Consider the following 17274-nt stretch of genomic DNA (forward strand, 5'->3'; position numbering starts at 1 on the left):
CGATTACCGACCTCCCACTTAAAAAGAAAACATTGTTCAACCATAAACAAAAAAATTATGAAGATTTTGAAAATAGCTGCTATAACTGCAGTTTTCGCAGCCCAATTTACAATGGCTCAGTTTAAGCAGACGCCTCTTCCTTATGCTTATAATGCTTTGGAAGGAAATATTGATGCCCAAACGATGGAAATTCATTATTCAAAACACGGTGCAGCATATGCTGCTAACTTGAATAAAGCCATTGCAGGAACTCCACAGGAAAAAGAAACTTTGTTTCAGATTCTTTCCAATGTTTCAAAATTGCCTGCTGCTGTAAGAAATAACGCAGGAGGACACTACAACCACGAATTGTTCTGGACGGTTCTTACACCTCAGAAAAATACACAGCCTTCAGCAAAATTAGCAAAAGCTATCACTGAAACTTTCGGAAGTATGGATGCTTTTAAAGAAAAAATGTCTAAGGCAGGTGCAGACCGTTTTGGTTCAGGATGGGCCTGGCTTTCTGTAGGGAAAGATGGGAAACTGTTTGTTTCCTCTACTCCTAATCAGGACAATCCTTTGATGGATGTTGTAGAAGAAAAAGGAACTCCAATCTTCGGCATTGATGTATGGGAGCATGCTTATTATTTAAAATATCAGAATAAAAGAGCAGATTATCTTACCGCGATCTGGAATGTTACCAACTGGAAAGAAATCAGCAGAAGATATGATGAAGCGATAAGCAAGAAATAATCTGATGAAAATATTGTACAGCATACTTTTTACCTTCTATATGGTGCTAAGACCTTTAGTGCCCGTGGTAGAGTATGCTGTAAATTATGATTATATCGTTAAAGTTCTCTGTATCAATAAAACCAGACCGGAGGTTCACTGTAACGGAAAATGTTACCTGAGTAAAGAGCTCGCCAAAGCCAATGATTCAGAATCTTCACCTTTTCAAAAAATAAAAAACTCAGGACAGAAAATTCTTGATACCTATATTCTTCCTGAAACTACAACGGTCAACACTACGGAAAGACGTCAGTTTTTCAGTTTCAATTTCACTTACGAAACAGCTTATTCTTTTCTGTTTCTTACCCATATTTTCAAACCACCGGTTTTTTAAGTTAAACTATCACTATTCAACCAAAAAAGTCACAAAAGCTTACTCAATTAAAAATCAAAGATTTTTAAAAAGTTTAAGTGCTCTTCTGAACATAATACGTATCACTTAATAAACTTAAGTGTAAGAACTTTTGTGCTTTTTGTGGTAAAAAAACAATGCTGTTACAGCCATTCAAATTAATTTAACTTAAAAAATCAACAATGAAAATTTCTCAATTTTTATCACTATTCTTTATTGCCTTTACTGTATTCTCTTTTACAGCCTGCGAAAGCAGCAGGGATGATGAGAACCCACAGGATACTACGCCTGGAAAACTTCAGATCAAATTTGAAAACGGATTTAACAATGTGGGAGATATCGTTCTAAATCAGACGGTTCAGACTTCTGCTAACGGACAGAAACATAACTTTTCTGCTTTGAAATACGTCATCAGTAATATTGCATTGATAGACGAAAACGGAAACGAATTTAAATACAACGAAAATAATCCTGACAAAGGAGCTTTTATCGTAGATCAGGCAGATGCGGTAGCCGGAATTGTTTATCTTAATCTGGATGGCGTTCCGAAAAACAATTACAAAAAAATAAGATTTGGATTAGGTGTGAGTCAAAAAGCGTATTTGCTGGGACAGGACGGACAGGCTGAATTCTGGACAAAAGCCAAGCAGAAGGGAATGTCCTGGTCATGGGCTGCCGGTTATGTATTTGTAAAACTGGAAGGGAAATACGGTACAGATTCTCCTTCAAAAGAATTTATGAATCACACAGGAAATATGGGAAATACTGCAGCCAACAATACTCCTGATCTTTATCGCGAAATTACACTGAATCTTCCGACAACAGCAAGGGTAACGACAAAAATTCGTCCTTCTGTCCATATTCTGGCAGACCTGAACCAATTTTTGAGCGGAGATAGGACACTTACACTTACCACAGCCAATGATATGCTGATGGGTTCAAACCAGCACCTGGTAGATGTTACCAATAATCTTACAAAAATGTTTAAAGTAGACCACGTTCACAATGATTAATTTTTTTGTTAAAACGATACTGGTTCTGCTTGTATTTGTATTGAGTTGCATTTCATGTTCTGATGAGGTGATTCAGCCATTGGAAAAAGATGAAGCCTACAATCTGGAGTTTCCTTCTTATTTTCCGGAAATGACTTTTGATACATCCATTAATCCGATGACCAAAAATGGAGTGGAGCTGGGACGAAAATTATTCTATGAAGGCAGACTTTCAAGAAATAATACCATTTCATGCGGTTTCTGCCATATACAGGAAAATGCTTTTACCCATCACGGTCATACGGTAAGCCATGGGGTAGACGACAGAATCGGAATCAGGAATGCACCGCCCATCCAGAATATGGCTTTTTTGAAAAGATATATGTGGGACGGAGTGATTCACAATCTGAATGAGCAACCCATCAGCCCGATTACCGACGTCAATGAAATGGACAGCTCCATACCGGAAGCTATTTCGAAAATAAAAGATGATCAGAAGTATAAAAAACTGTTCAGAGAAGCTTATGGAGACGAAACCATTACCGGCGAAAGAATTTTAAAAGCATTATCACAGTTTATGGCTTCTTTAATTTCTGCAGATTCAAAATATGACCGGTTCAGACAGGGAAAAGAACAGTTGACTTCAATAGAATCCCAGGGAATGACATTATTCAATCAGAAATGTGCTTCCTGTCATAGCGGAGAGCTGTTTACGGATGAGAGTTTCAGAAATACCGGAATGTATTACAATACAGAATTCAAGGATGCAGGAAGATACAGAGTGAGCCTGAATCAGGTAGATTGGATGAAATTCCGTGTTCCGAGTCTGAGAAATGTAGAATATACCGCACCTTATATGCATGACGGAAGGTTTTATACATTAGATGCGGTTCTTAATTTCTATTCGGATCAGGTAGAAGATAATGTCAATCTTGATCCACAGCTTAAACAGAATGGTCACATAGGAATTGCCATGTACAGTCAGGAAAAACAATCCATCATTGCGTTCCTGAAAACATTATCAGATAAAAGTTTTATATCCAATCCAAAATTTGCAGAATAATTTATAAAAAACATGAAGAAGATTATATTGATAGTAAGTTTGATCGTGTTTAGTCAGTATCAGGCAAAAACCATCAGAGACAGTGCTTATGTTGGTCCCGAAACGCTTAACAGATTCGATTTTGATGATGATTGTGATGCGTGCGGCTGTGCAGCAGGAAATGGATCTTCCGGCTTTGAATCTTTGCTGAATCCACAGTTTATCGGAATCAAATACTTTGCACAACATTACAAAGCCAAGGAAAACTTATTTGTAAAAGACCTCACGCAGGATCAGTATTTCAATACCCTGCAGCTGTGGGGGAAGATTCCACTGACTAAAAAACTAAGTGTTTATGCAAGTCTGCCCTTCCATTTCCATGAAAAGAAAACGATGCAGGGAGATATTAAAATCAACGGTATAGGAGATCTGAATCTGATGGGAATTTACCAGCTGATGAGCTCTAAAGATAATTTCCATCATCTGAGCGGAGGTTTGGGAGTGAAAATTCCACTGGGGAAGTTTGATGAAAAAGGAGCATCCGGTGTCAACCCAAGCTTTCAGTTGGGAACCGGAAGCTGGGATTATCAGGCCGCTTTGAATTATAAGTTTCAGAAAAATAAAGTAGCCGTACTGGTTAATACAGATTACACCATTAAAACAGAGAACAGGAAAAATTACCGTTTTGGAAACCAATGGAACTATGCAGCAACAGGCTTTTATCAGGTTGCAGGAAATGAAAAGTCCATTTTTTCTATAAAAACAGGGGTTCAGGGTGAAGTCTACGCTCAGAACAAACAGTTTGATGAGGCACTGCCGAATACTGCTGGTAGCGCTTTGTACGGAAAACTGGGATTTGAAGCCTCTCACAAAAAGCTGAGCCTGGGAAGTGAACTTATGCTTCCCATGTACACGCATCTGGCGGGAGGAGATATTGAAGCTCAATCAAGATTCAGTGTTTTCCTGAATATTGGCATTTAAAGCGAAACCCTTATTGAAATCATGTTAAAGCTCCTTCGGGAGCTTTAATTGTTTATAAATCATGATTTTAGTTGGGGATTAGGAATAATTATTTATCTTTGCCGGAATTTGGTGAGCCGTAAAAAGCTCTTAAAAGGGAATCCGGTGAAAATCCGGGACAGACCCGCTGCTGTAAGCTCCGCACCAAAGTTTTTGAAGAATATATCCACTGTTTTTTAATGGGAAGGATTTCAAAAATGGAGTAAGTCAGAAGACCTGCCAGACAATAATCGTTTGACGCTTTCGTGGAATAAAGCTTAGGACATCAATGATTCTGTGCAGTGACAGCTGTGCTTTGTCGTTGTATTCTTATACCCCATTAGCGTCTTCATTACCCTAAATGAGCTAATGGCAGCAAAACTAATTACTTCTGCAATTCATAAAGCTGTTTTCACAATATTAGTGTTAACATCTCAACTTGTGTTTTCCCAAACTAATAAAAAAGACAGTCTTCAGGAAGAGACCATTAAAGGAATCAATCTTTATAAAAAGAATTTTAAAGAAATCCTTCCGGCACAAACGCTGCAGGGAGAACAGCTGGAAAGACTAAACAGTCATTCCGTTGCAGATGCACTGCGGTATTTTTCAGGCGTTCAGATTAAAGATTACGGAGGATTGGGTGGTTTGAAAACCATCAACATCCGAAGCATGGGAAGCCAGCATGTAGGGGTTTTTTATGATGGAATTCAATTAGGAAATGCTCAAAACGGACTGGTGGATCTGGGAAGGTACTCTTTGGATGATCTGGAAGAAATATCGTTGTATAACGGACAGAAAAGTGAAATTTTTCAGCCAGCAAAGGACTTTGGCTCTTCTGGGTCTATCTATTTACAGCCTAAAACACCCGTATTTAAAGGAAATAGAAAAACCAATTTGGTGATAAGAGCAAAAAGTGCATCTATTGATCTCTTTAATCCTTCATTCCGGTTGGAACAGAAAATTTCAGACAGGGTTTCTGCCAGTTTCAGTGGCGAATTTATGCAGAGTGACGGAATTTACAGATTCCGTTATGCCAAGAAATATCCTGATGGGCAACAAGCCTATGATACCATTGCAAAAAGACAGGACTCAGATATCAAAGCAAAACGTTTTGAAACTTCTCTCAACGGAACTTTAAATAACGGAAGCTGGAATATCCGTGGCTACGGTTATATTTCAAACCGCGGAATGCCGGCACCTATTGTTAACGGGCGCTTTGAAGGAAGAGGAGCGAGGCTTTCCGATGAGAATTATTTTGTACAGGCTAATCTGAGAAAAAAACTGTTCCCGAAATTTGAAACACAGCTTAAAGCAAAATTTGCTTACGATTACACCCATTTCATGGACACAGTTCGTTCGCAGTCTATTATTTATACCGATAATACCTACATCCAAAGGGAACTTTATCTTTCCTCTTCCAATATTTACTCAATCACTCCCAATTGGGATGTCAGCCTGAGTGGAGATTTTCAGTATAATAACCTGGATGCCACTCTGGATAATTTTTCTTATCCTACACGTTACACTACATTGGTAGCATTGGCAACAACCTATCAGTGGAACAGATTCAAAATTTTGGGAAGCCTTTTAGGAACCTTTACTTTTGAAGAAGTAAGAAAAAATAAAAGACCGGGAGATGCCAGAGAGTGGACACCTGCGGTGTTTATGAGCTATCAGCCGGAAAAAATTCCGGAGCTTACTCTAAGGGCTTTCTATAAAAGAATTTTCAGACTTCCGACCTTCAATGATTTGTATTATACCAATATCGGAAATACCTATCTGAAACCGGAATTCACCAATCAATATGATTTAGGATTTACTTATCAGAAGAATTATAACAACCGTTTCTTTAAAACATTTTATGCTAAAGTAGACGGTTACTACAATAAAGTACAGGATAAAATTGTGGCAGCTCCGAACGGAAGCATGTTCCGCTGGCTGATGATGAACCTTGGACTGGTTGAAATCATTGGTGCAGATGTGAATGTACAGACTGAAATGCAGCTTGGAAAAGTAACCCTCCGACCTTTGCTTTCCTACACCTATCAAAGCGCGAGAGATATAAGTGATCCGGAAGACACGTTTTATCGCAATCAGATTCCTTATGCCCCATGGCATAGTGGATCTTTCAGTCTTATGGCAGATTATAAAGACTGGAGTTTCAATTACAGTGCAATGTACGTAGGAGAAAGATATGACGTGAATCAGGATAACATTCAATACAATTATGTGCAGCCCTGGTATACGCACGATTTGTCTGTTCAGAAAAAATTCAACTGGGCGAATCATCAGTTTAAAATAAGCCTTGAGATGAATAATATTTTCAATCAATACTATGATGTTGTCCTCAATTATCCGATGCCCGGAAGAAACTTTAAACTTATTCTAAACTTCACCCTATGAGAAAACTAAACTTTTATTTTTTATTTCTTGTATTAGCTTTTCTTACTTCATGCCGTACAGATGAAATTATTGTCCGTCAGGAATTGGTAGAAGGGCTTCCTTCAGAAAATACAGCAATAAAAGGCTTCTATATGCTCAATGAAGGGAACATGGGGAGTAATAAATGTACCCTTGATTTTTTTGATTACACCAAAGGAACCTATTACCGGAATATCTACGCAGAAATCAATCCCAATGTCGTAAAAGAGTTGGGGGATGTTGGAAATGATATCAAAGTTTATGGAAGCAAGCTCTATATCGTTGTCAATGTTTCCAATAAAATTGAAGTTCTTGATGCCAAAACGGCCAAACGTATTACCTCTATTCCATTACAAAACTGCCGATACCTTGCTTTCAAAAACGGAAAAGCTTATGCCAGCAGCTACGCCGGACCTGTAGCGATTAACCCGAAAGCACCGAAGGGGAAAGTAGTGGAAATTGATACGGCTTCTCTTTCCATCCAGCGTGAGGTAGTGGTAGGATATCAGCCGGAAGAAATGGAAATTGTGGGTAATCAGTTGTTTGTGGCCAACTCCGGAGGATATAAAGCTCCCGATTATGACAATACTGTTTCGGTAATTGATCTGAATACTTTTACCGAACTCAAAAAAATAAATGTTGCCATCAATCTTCATCACATTAAAAAAGATAATTACGGTGATCTCTATGTAACCTCAAGAGGAGATTATTATAATGTTCCTTCCAGTCTTTATCTCATAGATGCAGCCACGGGAACGGTCAAGAAAGATTTCCATCTCTCCGTGAGTGAAATGACAATCGTAAATGATAAACTCTATTTCTATGGAAATGAATTCAATTACAACACCCACAGCTATAAAAAGACATTTGGAATCATTGATGTAAAAACAGAACAGATCATTGCCAACAGAATTTTTGACAAAGAATATGAAGATGCCATTAAAACCCCTTACGGCATTGCCGTAAATCCCATCACAGAAGATATCTACATGACAGATGCCAGAAATTATGTATCCATGGGATTTTTGTATTGCTTTGATAAAAACGGACACTTTAAATGGAAAACGGAAGGGGGAAATATCCCTGCCCACTTCGCTTTTTTATACAAATAACCAAACTTTAAAAAATGAACAGAAATAGCTTTACTTATTTGAAAATCGGATTTCTATCCTGCTTCCTTGTAGGAGTGATAGCCTGTAAACATGATGATGAAAATGAATTTACATTTAATGGACTTGATGATTCCTATACCATTGAACGTTTAAAGGTTTTGAGTATTCCTACCAATGCTTCAGGATCGGTTACATGGAGTATTAATGACTCTATTATCTCTCAGAATTCAGAACTTGAATTCATCAGTCCTACTGCAGATGCTTATCCTTTGACTTTGAAGATTAACAATAAAGGAAACGAGCAGGTTTTTCATTCTAAAATAATCGTTACCAAAGAAAAAACACCTTACAGTAAATATATTTCTAAAGTATTGGAGTTCCGTCCTGCCGTAGGGCAGTTCATGAACGAAATTCCGGAATATCTACCAGGAAATACTACCGCGAATATGCTTCAGAAAGCCAACGAATCGTTGGTAGGAGGTAATTCCACCATGATCAGTCTTGGTGGCTATGGCGGATATGTAGTGTTTGGTTTTGATCATACGATTCCCAATCTGAATGGACGTGATTTTAAAGTACTGGGAAATGCATTCTTTGGAAATGATGCTGCGGATCAACGTTCAGGATCTTGTGAACCGGGAATTATTATGGTGGCCTACGACAGAAATAAAAATGGGAAGCCTGATAATGATGAATGGTACGAAATTGCTGGCAGTGAATATTTCAAAAATGCTACAGTGAAAGACTACAGCATAACCTATCATAAACCTAACGAAAATAAAATACCTGTACCCGGAACTGAATTCTGGCAGACCGACGTGGAATATATAAAATGGAGTGACAATCTGGGGAATCAGGGCTTTAAAACAAAAAATACGTTCCATGCGCAAAGCTATTATCCTTTATGGTTTACCGAAAGTTCTTACGGGTTTTCTGGAACAAGACTGGCAAATAATTTCTACGATCAGAACGGGGACGGATCCTATTGGGTAGGAAAATCATATGAGTTCGGATATGCAGACAATGCTCCGAATAATGATGAAGCCTCCAATATCGATATTTCCTGGGCGGTAGACAGAAGTGGGAAATACGTGAAACTTCCGGGAGTAGACTTTATGAAAATATATACGGGAGTTAATCAGGAAGCAGGATGGCTGGGAGAAGTTTCTACAGAAGTGGCAGGAGCTTACGATTTACATTTCAAATAATAATACAATCTATTTAAATTAATAAAAAATGAAAAAGTTTTATCTTTTTATGATGCTTTTTCTGTTCGCATGCGTATCGAATGCACAGATAAAAGTTCAGGGTGTACCCAGAAATGATATTTCAGGGATCAGCAAGCTTAATACCACTACCATTAGTTTTTCTGATATTCAGTATTGGGTAGGATCAGGAACCAATCAGGCTGCTTTTGTAGTACAGTGGAATGACAGTAAGAATCCTGATGCCATGGTCTGGGGATTCAAATGGAACGGGAATGCTACTGGAGAAGATATGCTGAAAGCTATTGCTAAAGCAGATCATAGATTATACACTTTGTTGTATCAGGGAACACAGTTTGGATCAGCAGTTGGAGGAATTGGATTTGATCTGAACGGTCAGGGAACTAATGCACTGATCAAAAGCGGAAATACCACTTATCCTTTATATCCGGTAAATGGTTTTGTGAATACAACTGCTTATGATTTTGACAGCTACACGATTGTAGATGCGGCTAATGATCACTGGCAGTCCGGATGGACGGTTAACGGGTATTGGTCATATTGGGTAAAGAATCCTGCAGATGCTGATTTCGGGTATTCCAGTGTTGGAGCTTCTTCACGTGTATTGGAAAACGGTTCCTGGGATGTCTGGAATTTCAACGTAGGATTTAATCAAACTCCGGTTTCTTCCACTATTACTCCTGTTTCTCCGTATGTTGCTTCCAATAACTTTACCAATGGATATTTCATGGTAAATGAAGAATGGTACGGACACACCAACGGTTCTGTAAACTTCATTGATAATAACGGCCAGATTAATTACCGTGTCTACAGTAATGCAAACAATAATCAGGCTTTCGGTGCAACTACACAATACGGAACGATCTATGGTGATAAATTCTATTTCGTTTCAAAACAAGCTGCTGATGGAGGAGATACTCAATATACTCCTGGAGGTAGATTGGTCGTAGCCAATGCGCAGACCATGCAGAAACTTGCCGGTTTCAATAATATCGGAGGTGGTGATGGTAGATCATTTGTCGGAGTAAATGAACATAAAGGATATATCGGAACTTCCACTGGAATTGTTACTTTTAATATTGATAATTTACAGGTAGGTTCTCTAATTACCGGTACAGGTGGAAACGGGCAGATCGGAAATATGATCCGTACTTCACAATATGTTTTTGCTGTTAAGCAAGGAGTAGGAATTTTAGTGATTAATCCTAATACTGATACGATTGTGAGTACTGTTGCCGGAGGTTTCTATTCAGTTACTCAGGCTAAAGACGGAAGCGCATGGGGAATTCAGGATCAGAAGCTGATCAGCATCAATCCTACCACTTTTGCAACACAAGCTTACAATATCCCAACTACAAAGTATATCGGAGACTGGGGCGCATGGAATGCCGGAAGATTCACAGCAAGTAATAAAGAGAATGCTTTATACTGGATCAATTCAATAAGCAGCTGGAGCTCAGGAACACAGATTGTAAGATTCGATGTAACTACGAAAACATTTAATGAAAATTTTGCTGCCATTCCTGGACAAACAGGTCAGTTTAAACAAATTCCGTACGGAGCAGCTCTTCGTGTAAACCCTGTTACCGGAGAATTGGTTCTGAATACCACAGAAAGCGGATATGGTGCACACTACCAGAAAAACTGGATTCATACGTATGATATGACCGGTTCGCTTATCAATACAAAAACACTTAATGACTATTATTGGTTCCCTTCATTGACGGTATTTACCAACAATTCAGTTCCTGTTGTTAGTAGTGTTTTCCCTTCACAGGTTACTGCCGGAAACACAACAACAATTGATCTGAAAGCAATCGTTTCTGATGCTGATAATTTGGCTGTGTCAGTAGTAAAGTCAATCAAATCAAACAGCAATCCTACAACAGTTTCTGCTGTAATTAATGATAATGATGAGCTGGTTTTGACGCCGCTTGTTTCAGGTACATCTGACATTGTGATCAGTTTTAACTCAAATGGTAAGCTTGTGGAAAAAACACTTACAGTAAACAGTACAGCTTCCACTTTGGCAACCGCTGAGGTGAAGAAACTTGAATTTGGTATTTATCCAAATCCGGTTACTGATATTCTTACTATTAAAACCAAGGAGAAAATCCAAAATGTTTCTATTTATGATGCATCAGGAAGAATTGTTAATGCTCAGTTGAACAACGGACAGATCAATGTAAGCGCACTTCCAAAAGGTATTTATATTTTAAAAGCTACGACGGATAAAGCCGTTTATCAGCAAAAATTAATTAAAAACTAATAAGAGTTTAGATCGTAATCTTGTTAAATAAACCTCTGGTCAATGTTGATCAGAGGTTTTTATTTGTCCTTCAGTATGATTTTATATGGGATAGGTTCATTAATGGGATATAAAAACCCGGCAAGCTTGGAAAGCTTGCCGGGTTCGTTCTCTTATGTATCTTTTTTATTTGATAATCACTTTTTTAGAGTATGTTTTTCCTTCTTTTGTCTGAAGTTTCATAATATATACTCCCTGTGGTTGTTTGGTTTCAAAAGAATTGGATGTCAGTTTAGAACGGAATACTTCTTTTCCTGAAGTATTGGTAAGAGTAACCTCTGAACCTTCAGCAGAAACATTTTTATCCAAAGTAAATTGTCCATCCTTGCTATGAGCCATGAAATTGATGAAAGGATCTTTGTATTGGTAAGCATAGTATACTCTAAGCTCTCCACCAATATTCAATAATCCTGAGTTAACATTAATTTTGATACGGTCAAAAGGAATGTTCATGGTCATCTCAATTTCACCTTTGCTTGGATCGCCCGCTCCAAGATTGATCAGTTTTGTAGCAAGACTTGTGTAATCATTATTGGAAACATCTCCATTAAATGTTTCAATAGATACCCCGCCCAATAGCTGTGCAGATAGAGGAGTTCCATTTGAACCTATCGCAAGAACAAGTTTATTGGTATTGTTCGCAATATTGGTTGTAGGGAAAATCAATGTCTGTTCTGTTCTTGCAAGAAGACCCACTGAAACCTGTAAAGTAGAGTAGTCATTCTCGTTGCTTCCTACAGCATTTTGAGGATTTAATACACCACAACCCAGGCATACTCCAAGAACCTGATTGGTTTGGCTGCTTGCATAAGTTTTTACAATTTGTGCAGAAGACATTGCGCTTGTTAAAAATAGGAATGATGCCAGGATTGCAGCTTTCATTGTGCGTTGGCCAAATAATAAATAAGTTTTCATATGTAGAAAAATTTTGGGTTTTAGCTTTTTTGTAAATTTATAAATAAAATGATTATGTTGATTATTTTATTTCATAATTATGTGATTTGTTAATAATTTATTGATATTTGTAATTATGGATTTAATTTTATTTAATAATTACAGGTTGTATTTGTCTGAGAATGAATGAAAAAAATACGGCAGCTTTAAAAGTCTACCGTATTTCTTGTATCGCTTATTGAATATTATTTGATTAAAATTTTTCTGGAATACGTTTTCCCTTCTTTGGTTTGTATATTCATAATATAAACACCCTCCGGTTGTTTTGACTCAAATGTATTTGATCTCAATGTGGAACGGAATACTTCTTTTCCCGAAGTGTTGAACAAAGTAATTTCCGAACCATCTAGAGGAACATTCCCGCCAAGAATAATCTGGCCGTTTTGACTATGAGCCATAATGTTCATTAAGGGATCCTGGTAAGCGTAATAGATTCTGAAGCCACCACCAAGGCTGAGAACGCCACCTGTTAATCCGATTCTTATCCCATCATAAGGTTTTGTAGGTTTGAATTCTACCGTACCTCTGTTAGGAGTTGCACCCAGTTTAAGAAGACTTACATCAATTGTTCTTCGGTCGTCATTAGAAGTGCCTCCATTCATGGTTTCAAGCGTTACTCCGCTTAATAACTGTACTGATAATGGGATATTATCTGTTCCGATTCCTACTACCAGCCTAGTATCTGATCTCAGATCTGGGAAAATCAACGTTTGCTGGATTCCTCCCAATAGTACTGTGCCCAATACCATTGTTGAATAGTCGTCTTCATTGTCTCCTACTGCATTAAGCGGATTATCTATACGACATCCAAGGCAGGCTACACCGAATACCCCTGAGCTTTGTGCATGGGCATAAATTCTGTTTTGTGCCAATGACATGGCGCTGGCAGAAAATAAAAATAAAGCCATCAATCCGGCTTTTAAAGAAGAAGAACTTCCCGAAAATAAATTGAATTTCATGTTATATATTTTAGAATGAATAGTTTTATTCAAATTTAAGGATTAATGAAAGAAGTATGAAATAATATTTCCATTATTGGTGATATTTTTAATGAAATTTAATATACTTCACTGGCTGTGATGAATGACATAAGAAGTTTTGTCGGTGAGATATGTTGACTGAAAAAACGTTTTCGCTCGATAGAGTAGGTGTAATAACTATAGAAAGCTTAAACCTGTTGATTCTTTTGGGAAGAATTTGCTGAAATAGTAATGTATATAGAAACGAAAAAAGGACTTTCGAAAAAGTCCTTTTGTAGCCCGTAGGGGAATCGAACCCCTCTTACCAGAATGAAAATCTGAGGTCCTAACCGATAGACGAACGGGCCCTCTATCTTCCATTACCGAAGTAATGTGTTAGCTTTTTGTTTTTATGAGTATCAACTCTTATTGTAGCCCGTAGGGGAATCGAACCCCTCTTACCAGAATGAAAATCTGAGGTCCTAACCGATAGACGAACGGGCCGGTTAGATTTATTTAAATATAGCTTTTTCTACAGTGATCTTTATAAAACCACCGTTGTTACAGTGGTCTTATAAGATGTAAGTAGCCCGTAGGGGAATCGAACCCCTCTTACCAGAATGAAAATCTGAGGTCCTAACCGATAGACGAACGGGCCAGCTGTATTGTTACGCTAATTTATTAACGTGCTTTGTTAATTTGCTTTTCAAGTTAGCTGCTTTGTTTTTGTGGATAATGTTTTTCTTAGCTAATTTATCCAATAAAGCGATAACTTTTGGCAATTGTTCTGTAGCAGCAGCTTTGTTCTCTTCATTTCTTAAAGCTTTTAAAGCTGTTCTAGCAGTCTTGTGGTAATATCTGTTACGAAGTCTTCTAGTTTCGTTTTGTCTGATTCTCTTTAGTGCTGATTTATGATTTGCCATATCGTTTAAATGTGAGTGCAAAACTATAAACTTTTTTTTAAACTACCAAATTTATTTTTAAAAATTTTAATTTTCTTCTGATAGGTACTTTCTCAGTTTATTTATTGCTTGTTCTATTTTTAAATTTTCTTGTTCTTTCTCTATTTTTTTGATCGTATTTCCCAGCATGATCAGTGCATTATTCCATTCTCCAGTGGTATTGGTGAAAGTAAGTTCGTCAATTGTTACTTCAAAAGCAACCCTTTCTCCAGTCCTGTAAAGTCTGAAACTGATTTTATCATCTCTGCCTGTAATCCCGCCTTCATTGATTTGTAAATCATAACTTTTTGGGTTAGAGTGGATTTTCTTAAAAAGCAATTTCGCTTCTTGTATTTTTAAATCCGGCATGATATAAAATTTGATAGTCTGTAGAAAACTACAAACAATGATTTATCAATAATATTTTTCATCAGTGTTACCATATTGGTAGAACCAACTATGGATAAATTTTTTGCAAATATAATGCTTTTGTGACATATAACATAAATGGAATGCTTTTTTCAAATAAAAGTCCCGGTCTTTTCAGGATAATGACAGTAATTATCAGACTTTCAGTGTTCTGAAATTTTGGTGTTCCTTCATGAATATAAGTATCAAAATTTGAAAAGTTTTTCATCGCTATTAATGATTATAAATATTTCTGAACGATGGCTTGGTGTTGAAAATCAATACCCTGAAATTTATTTTAAATAATAAAGAAGGGCAATTAATTGTCCTTCTTTATTGTTCTCCAAAAAAGTTTGATGTTCAAAATTTTCACATTAAAAGTAGCATTTTTAAGCCATTAAAGGGAATTTATAATTTTATATCATCTTTCCCTATAATTTCAATAATTTGTAGAGTCTCGCGCAGATCAACTCTGTTTAAAGGATCAAATTCATTGTAATCATTAAAAGCAATACCCGTAAGATCTGCAATTTTTTGTAATGGAACCTGATAAGTCTTAAATTGCCCAAAACCATCTTCTCTGATTCCTTCTTTATTCCTAAAATCTTCAATGTTATCTGGTTGTTTTAACATATAACCACTTACGGAAGGTGTTCCATCTGCTTTTATCATCACGGCCACTTTCCAAAATTGTAATGGCAGCAAAACACCTCTGTATGGAATGTCATCTTCACTAAATACAGGACCTGTAAAAACAGAAACTTTAATATCTTCCCGTCCTGCACTATCCAATATATAGTTTTCAAGACTTAACCAGGTCTTTTGGTTCAGGTCTTTATGTTGTGGAGTAGAATTTGAAAAATGAAAAGTATCATCATTTGCAGCAGCTGCATTTGGCCCCCAAACAGGATCCAATCTCCTAACCATATGTCCGCGATCCAGATCATTATCTGCATACACGGCTGGACCTGTTTGATATTTCTCGTCCATTCTTGGATCAATTATCCATTTTGTATTTTCTCTTTTTATAGGATCAAGTCTATTCCCATCGATATTGACTGCTGTCATCATACATAGCTTTCGGCTCTTATGGATGGCTATCGAAAAATTAAAATAATGCAGAAGACTTTTATTGGTCTCTGTAGGGTTTAATAATGGTGCTAAATTTTTACCTTGAGATTTTAGTAAGTCCTCGATGTCAATTTTGAAATTATCTGAGCTTACAAAGTTTGCGTCATATCCGTTTCGACCCTTGTAATTTGGATTTTTTGCTTTTTCTATGAAGAAAGATTGCTCCTTAGTATCTTGGTTAGTGGGAATACTGTCTGTTGTATTTTGTAAAGCCAAGTTGTCTGCAAGACCTATACCTATTGTAATTTCAACTGGTACGTTAAATGTAATTTTGTTGTTCATTTCATTTAATTTTTTATTGTCAGATAGAGGTTGATGGAGATTTTGTTCTGTTAAGATCTGTACATCAGAATTTGAATTATTGAATATTTCTTCAACCAGATTATTGGAGAATTTTGCCCGTATACTGTTTATGTTGTTTTTAACATTTTGCAGAATGGAACTAATTCTGACGCCTTCATTGGCAATCCAGTCTATAAGATTCTCATCCATGTTTTCTTGAAATACGGTTCCGTCCTTACATAAATAATTACCTTGCTCGTCCTTTCGGGGGACTCCGCTATGATGCAGTGCAACAACCTGCCACTGATCATTATAAACAGGTGCGCCGGAAGAGCCCGGTGCCGTGTCTGTAAAATAGGTTATAAAGTCTTCTGTTTTAGCAATTAACTGGTTTTCCCTAATAGCAATCTGTTTATATTGTCCTGAAGGATGTTGTATAATTGACACGTATTCTGAAACGAGTGCTTTATTCGGGTCTTCACTAAGCTTTAAAAATCCAAAATGATAGAGCGGTTTAATTTTGCTTTTAGAATCGGGATTTACATAGACAATTGTAAAGTCTAATCTTTCATTTGTATAAAAGAATTTACTCACATTAAAAGTGAATATCTGGCTTACTGTAGGCTCGCCAAACTGGTCGTATTGAAAATTGAATTCAGCCAGACTATTTTGGGCATCGTGCTCGTTGGCAAATACATGATTGTTTGTGAGCAAGAGATTGGGAGATATTAAAAAACCAGTTCCAAAACCTATGTTATCACCACTTATATTCTTTATGTGAATTCTGCATACAGGATTTGATGCTAAAAAACCCAATTGTAAATAATTTATACTCATTAAATCATTTTTCTTCAAGATTCTTTCCCTTGCAAGATTGAAAGGTTCAAAGCGATTTGAAACAAGATGATCTAATCTTTCGTTAATAATAACTTTCTCACTTAACCATGTTGGTGATTCAATTGCTGCTTTAGCATGAGGAAGACTCAATTTTGAAAATCTTTTTTCAGTCTCTGCTATGAATTTTAGATTGGATAGTTTCATATGTTTTTAATTAGTTTTTACGACTGTATATATGAATGTCAATTCTCTACTCCTATACTTTAATTTGATGCTCAATTTTTTACAACGGTGTTCAGTTTGTACAATACTTAGATTATGCATGAGTACAAATTTCAGTTATAATCAGAATCATTTCAATTACCCTTTTTCGTGATTTTGAGATTGAGTTTTATTTGCTCAAAATGGTTTTTGAAATCAGAAATGTAATATGGGACCATCAAAGTTTGACTTTGTGGATATTGGAAAAAAATGAAACTATTACCCTAAAGAATCTTTGAAAGAGATGAAGAAAGATTATGGAATTCGCCCTGTACAAA

The 17274-nt window shown here is 36.8% G+C and carries 14 protein-coding genes, 3 tRNA genes and 1 riboswitch; of the genes, 9 read left to right on the top strand and 8 right to left on the bottom strand.

From position 1 onward, the window contains the following. Positions 1–57: 57 nt before the first annotated feature. The 9 genes from PZ898_RS17045 (at position 58) to PZ898_RS17085 (ending at position 11184) form a co-directional block, all read left to right on the top strand. Positions 58–732: a superoxide dismutase gene (locus PZ898_RS17045; RefSeq protein WP_062673492.1), complete on the top strand. Its 675-nt coding sequence runs from the start codon at positions 58–60 to the stop codon at positions 730–732. Between the two features lie 4 nt (positions 733–736). Beyond that, positions 737–1105, top strand: a complete 369-nt coding sequence (locus PZ898_RS17050; protein WP_065119602.1) for a hypothetical protein — start codon at positions 737–739, stop codon at positions 1103–1105. A gap of 200 nt (positions 1106–1305) precedes the next feature. Beyond that, positions 1306–2136 (top strand): MbnP family protein, encoded by an 831-nt coding sequence (locus tag PZ898_RS17055; RefSeq protein WP_123278539.1) that lies wholly within the window; start codon positions 1306–1308, stop codon positions 2134–2136. After that, positions 2129–3178 carry a cytochrome c peroxidase gene (locus PZ898_RS17060; protein ID WP_277693825.1) on the top strand — a complete coding sequence of 350 codons (1050 nt, stop codon included), beginning with the start codon at positions 2129–2131 and terminating at the stop codon, positions 3176–3178. The genes PZ898_RS17055 and PZ898_RS17060 overlap by 8 nt, the downstream gene beginning before the upstream one ends. Before the next feature lie 12 nt (positions 3179–3190). Further along, a complete protein-coding gene (locus PZ898_RS17065; protein ID WP_277693826.1) occupies positions 3191–4138 on the top strand; it encodes a transporter in 948 nt (315 codons plus the stop codon). 92 nt (positions 4139–4230) lie between these two features. Beyond that, positions 4231–4416: riboswitch (cobalamin riboswitch) on the top strand. Positions 4417–4525: 109 nt separating this feature from the next. Then, on the top strand, positions 4526–6559 hold the full coding sequence (locus PZ898_RS17070) for a TonB-dependent receptor (protein ID WP_277693827.1): 2034 nt from the start codon (positions 4526–4528) through the stop codon (positions 6557–6559). After that, entirely contained in the window at positions 6556–7689 is a 1134-nt protein-coding gene (locus tag PZ898_RS17075; RefSeq protein ID WP_277693828.1) for a DUF5074 domain-containing protein, read from the top strand. Before PZ898_RS17070 ends, PZ898_RS17075 begins: the two co-directional genes overlap by 4 nt. Before the next feature lie 14 nt (positions 7690–7703). Next, a complete protein-coding gene (locus tag PZ898_RS17080; protein WP_062673507.1) occupies positions 7704–8897 on the top strand; it encodes a hypothetical protein in 1194 nt (397 codons plus the stop codon). Between the two features lie 28 nt (positions 8898–8925). Next, complete coding sequence (locus PZ898_RS17085; protein WP_277693829.1) at positions 8926–11184, top strand: DUF5074 domain-containing protein; 2259 nt, start codon at positions 8926–8928, stop codon at positions 11182–11184. 165 nt (positions 11185–11349) lie between these two features. On the opposite strand, the gene PZ898_RS17090 is transcribed toward PZ898_RS17085, so the two are convergent. From PZ898_RS17090 to PZ898_RS17125, 8 genes are all read right to left on the bottom strand, one after another. Beyond that, a complete protein-coding gene (locus tag PZ898_RS17090) occupies positions 11350–12138 on the bottom strand; it encodes a T9SS type A sorting domain-containing protein (RefSeq protein ID WP_082798770.1) in 789 nt (262 codons plus the stop codon). 224 nt (positions 12139–12362) lie between these two features. Further along, positions 12363–13136, bottom strand: a complete 774-nt coding sequence (locus tag PZ898_RS17095) for a T9SS type A sorting domain-containing protein (protein WP_082798771.1) — start codon at positions 13134–13136, stop codon at positions 12363–12365. 296 nt (positions 13137–13432) lie between these two features. Next, positions 13433–13504: transfer RNA gene (locus PZ898_RS17100), tRNA-Glu, on the bottom strand. Between the two features lie 64 nt (positions 13505–13568). Then, positions 13569–13640, bottom strand: a tRNA-Glu gene (locus PZ898_RS17105). Between the two features lie 82 nt (positions 13641–13722). Then, a tRNA-Glu gene (locus tag PZ898_RS17110) sits at positions 13723–13794 on the bottom strand. 10 nt (positions 13795–13804) lie between these two features. Continuing rightward, a complete protein-coding gene (gene rpsT / locus PZ898_RS17115; RefSeq protein WP_002983073.1) occupies positions 13805–14059 on the bottom strand; it encodes a 30S ribosomal protein S20 in 255 nt (84 codons plus the stop codon). 66 nt (positions 14060–14125) lie between these two features. Then, entirely contained in the window at positions 14126–14446 is a 321-nt protein-coding gene (locus tag PZ898_RS17120; RefSeq protein ID WP_034694584.1) for a hypothetical protein, read from the bottom strand. Positions 14447–14893: 447 nt separating this feature from the next. Continuing rightward, a complete protein-coding gene (locus PZ898_RS17125; protein ID WP_277693830.1) occupies positions 14894–16939 on the bottom strand; it encodes a DNA/RNA non-specific endonuclease in 2046 nt (681 codons plus the stop codon). Between the last annotated feature and the right edge of the window lie 335 nt (positions 16940–17274).

Source organism: Chryseobacterium sp. WX (assembly GCF_029542485.1).
Taxonomy (GTDB): Bacteria; Bacteroidota; Bacteroidia; order Flavobacteriales; family Weeksellaceae; genus Chryseobacterium; species Chryseobacterium cucumeris.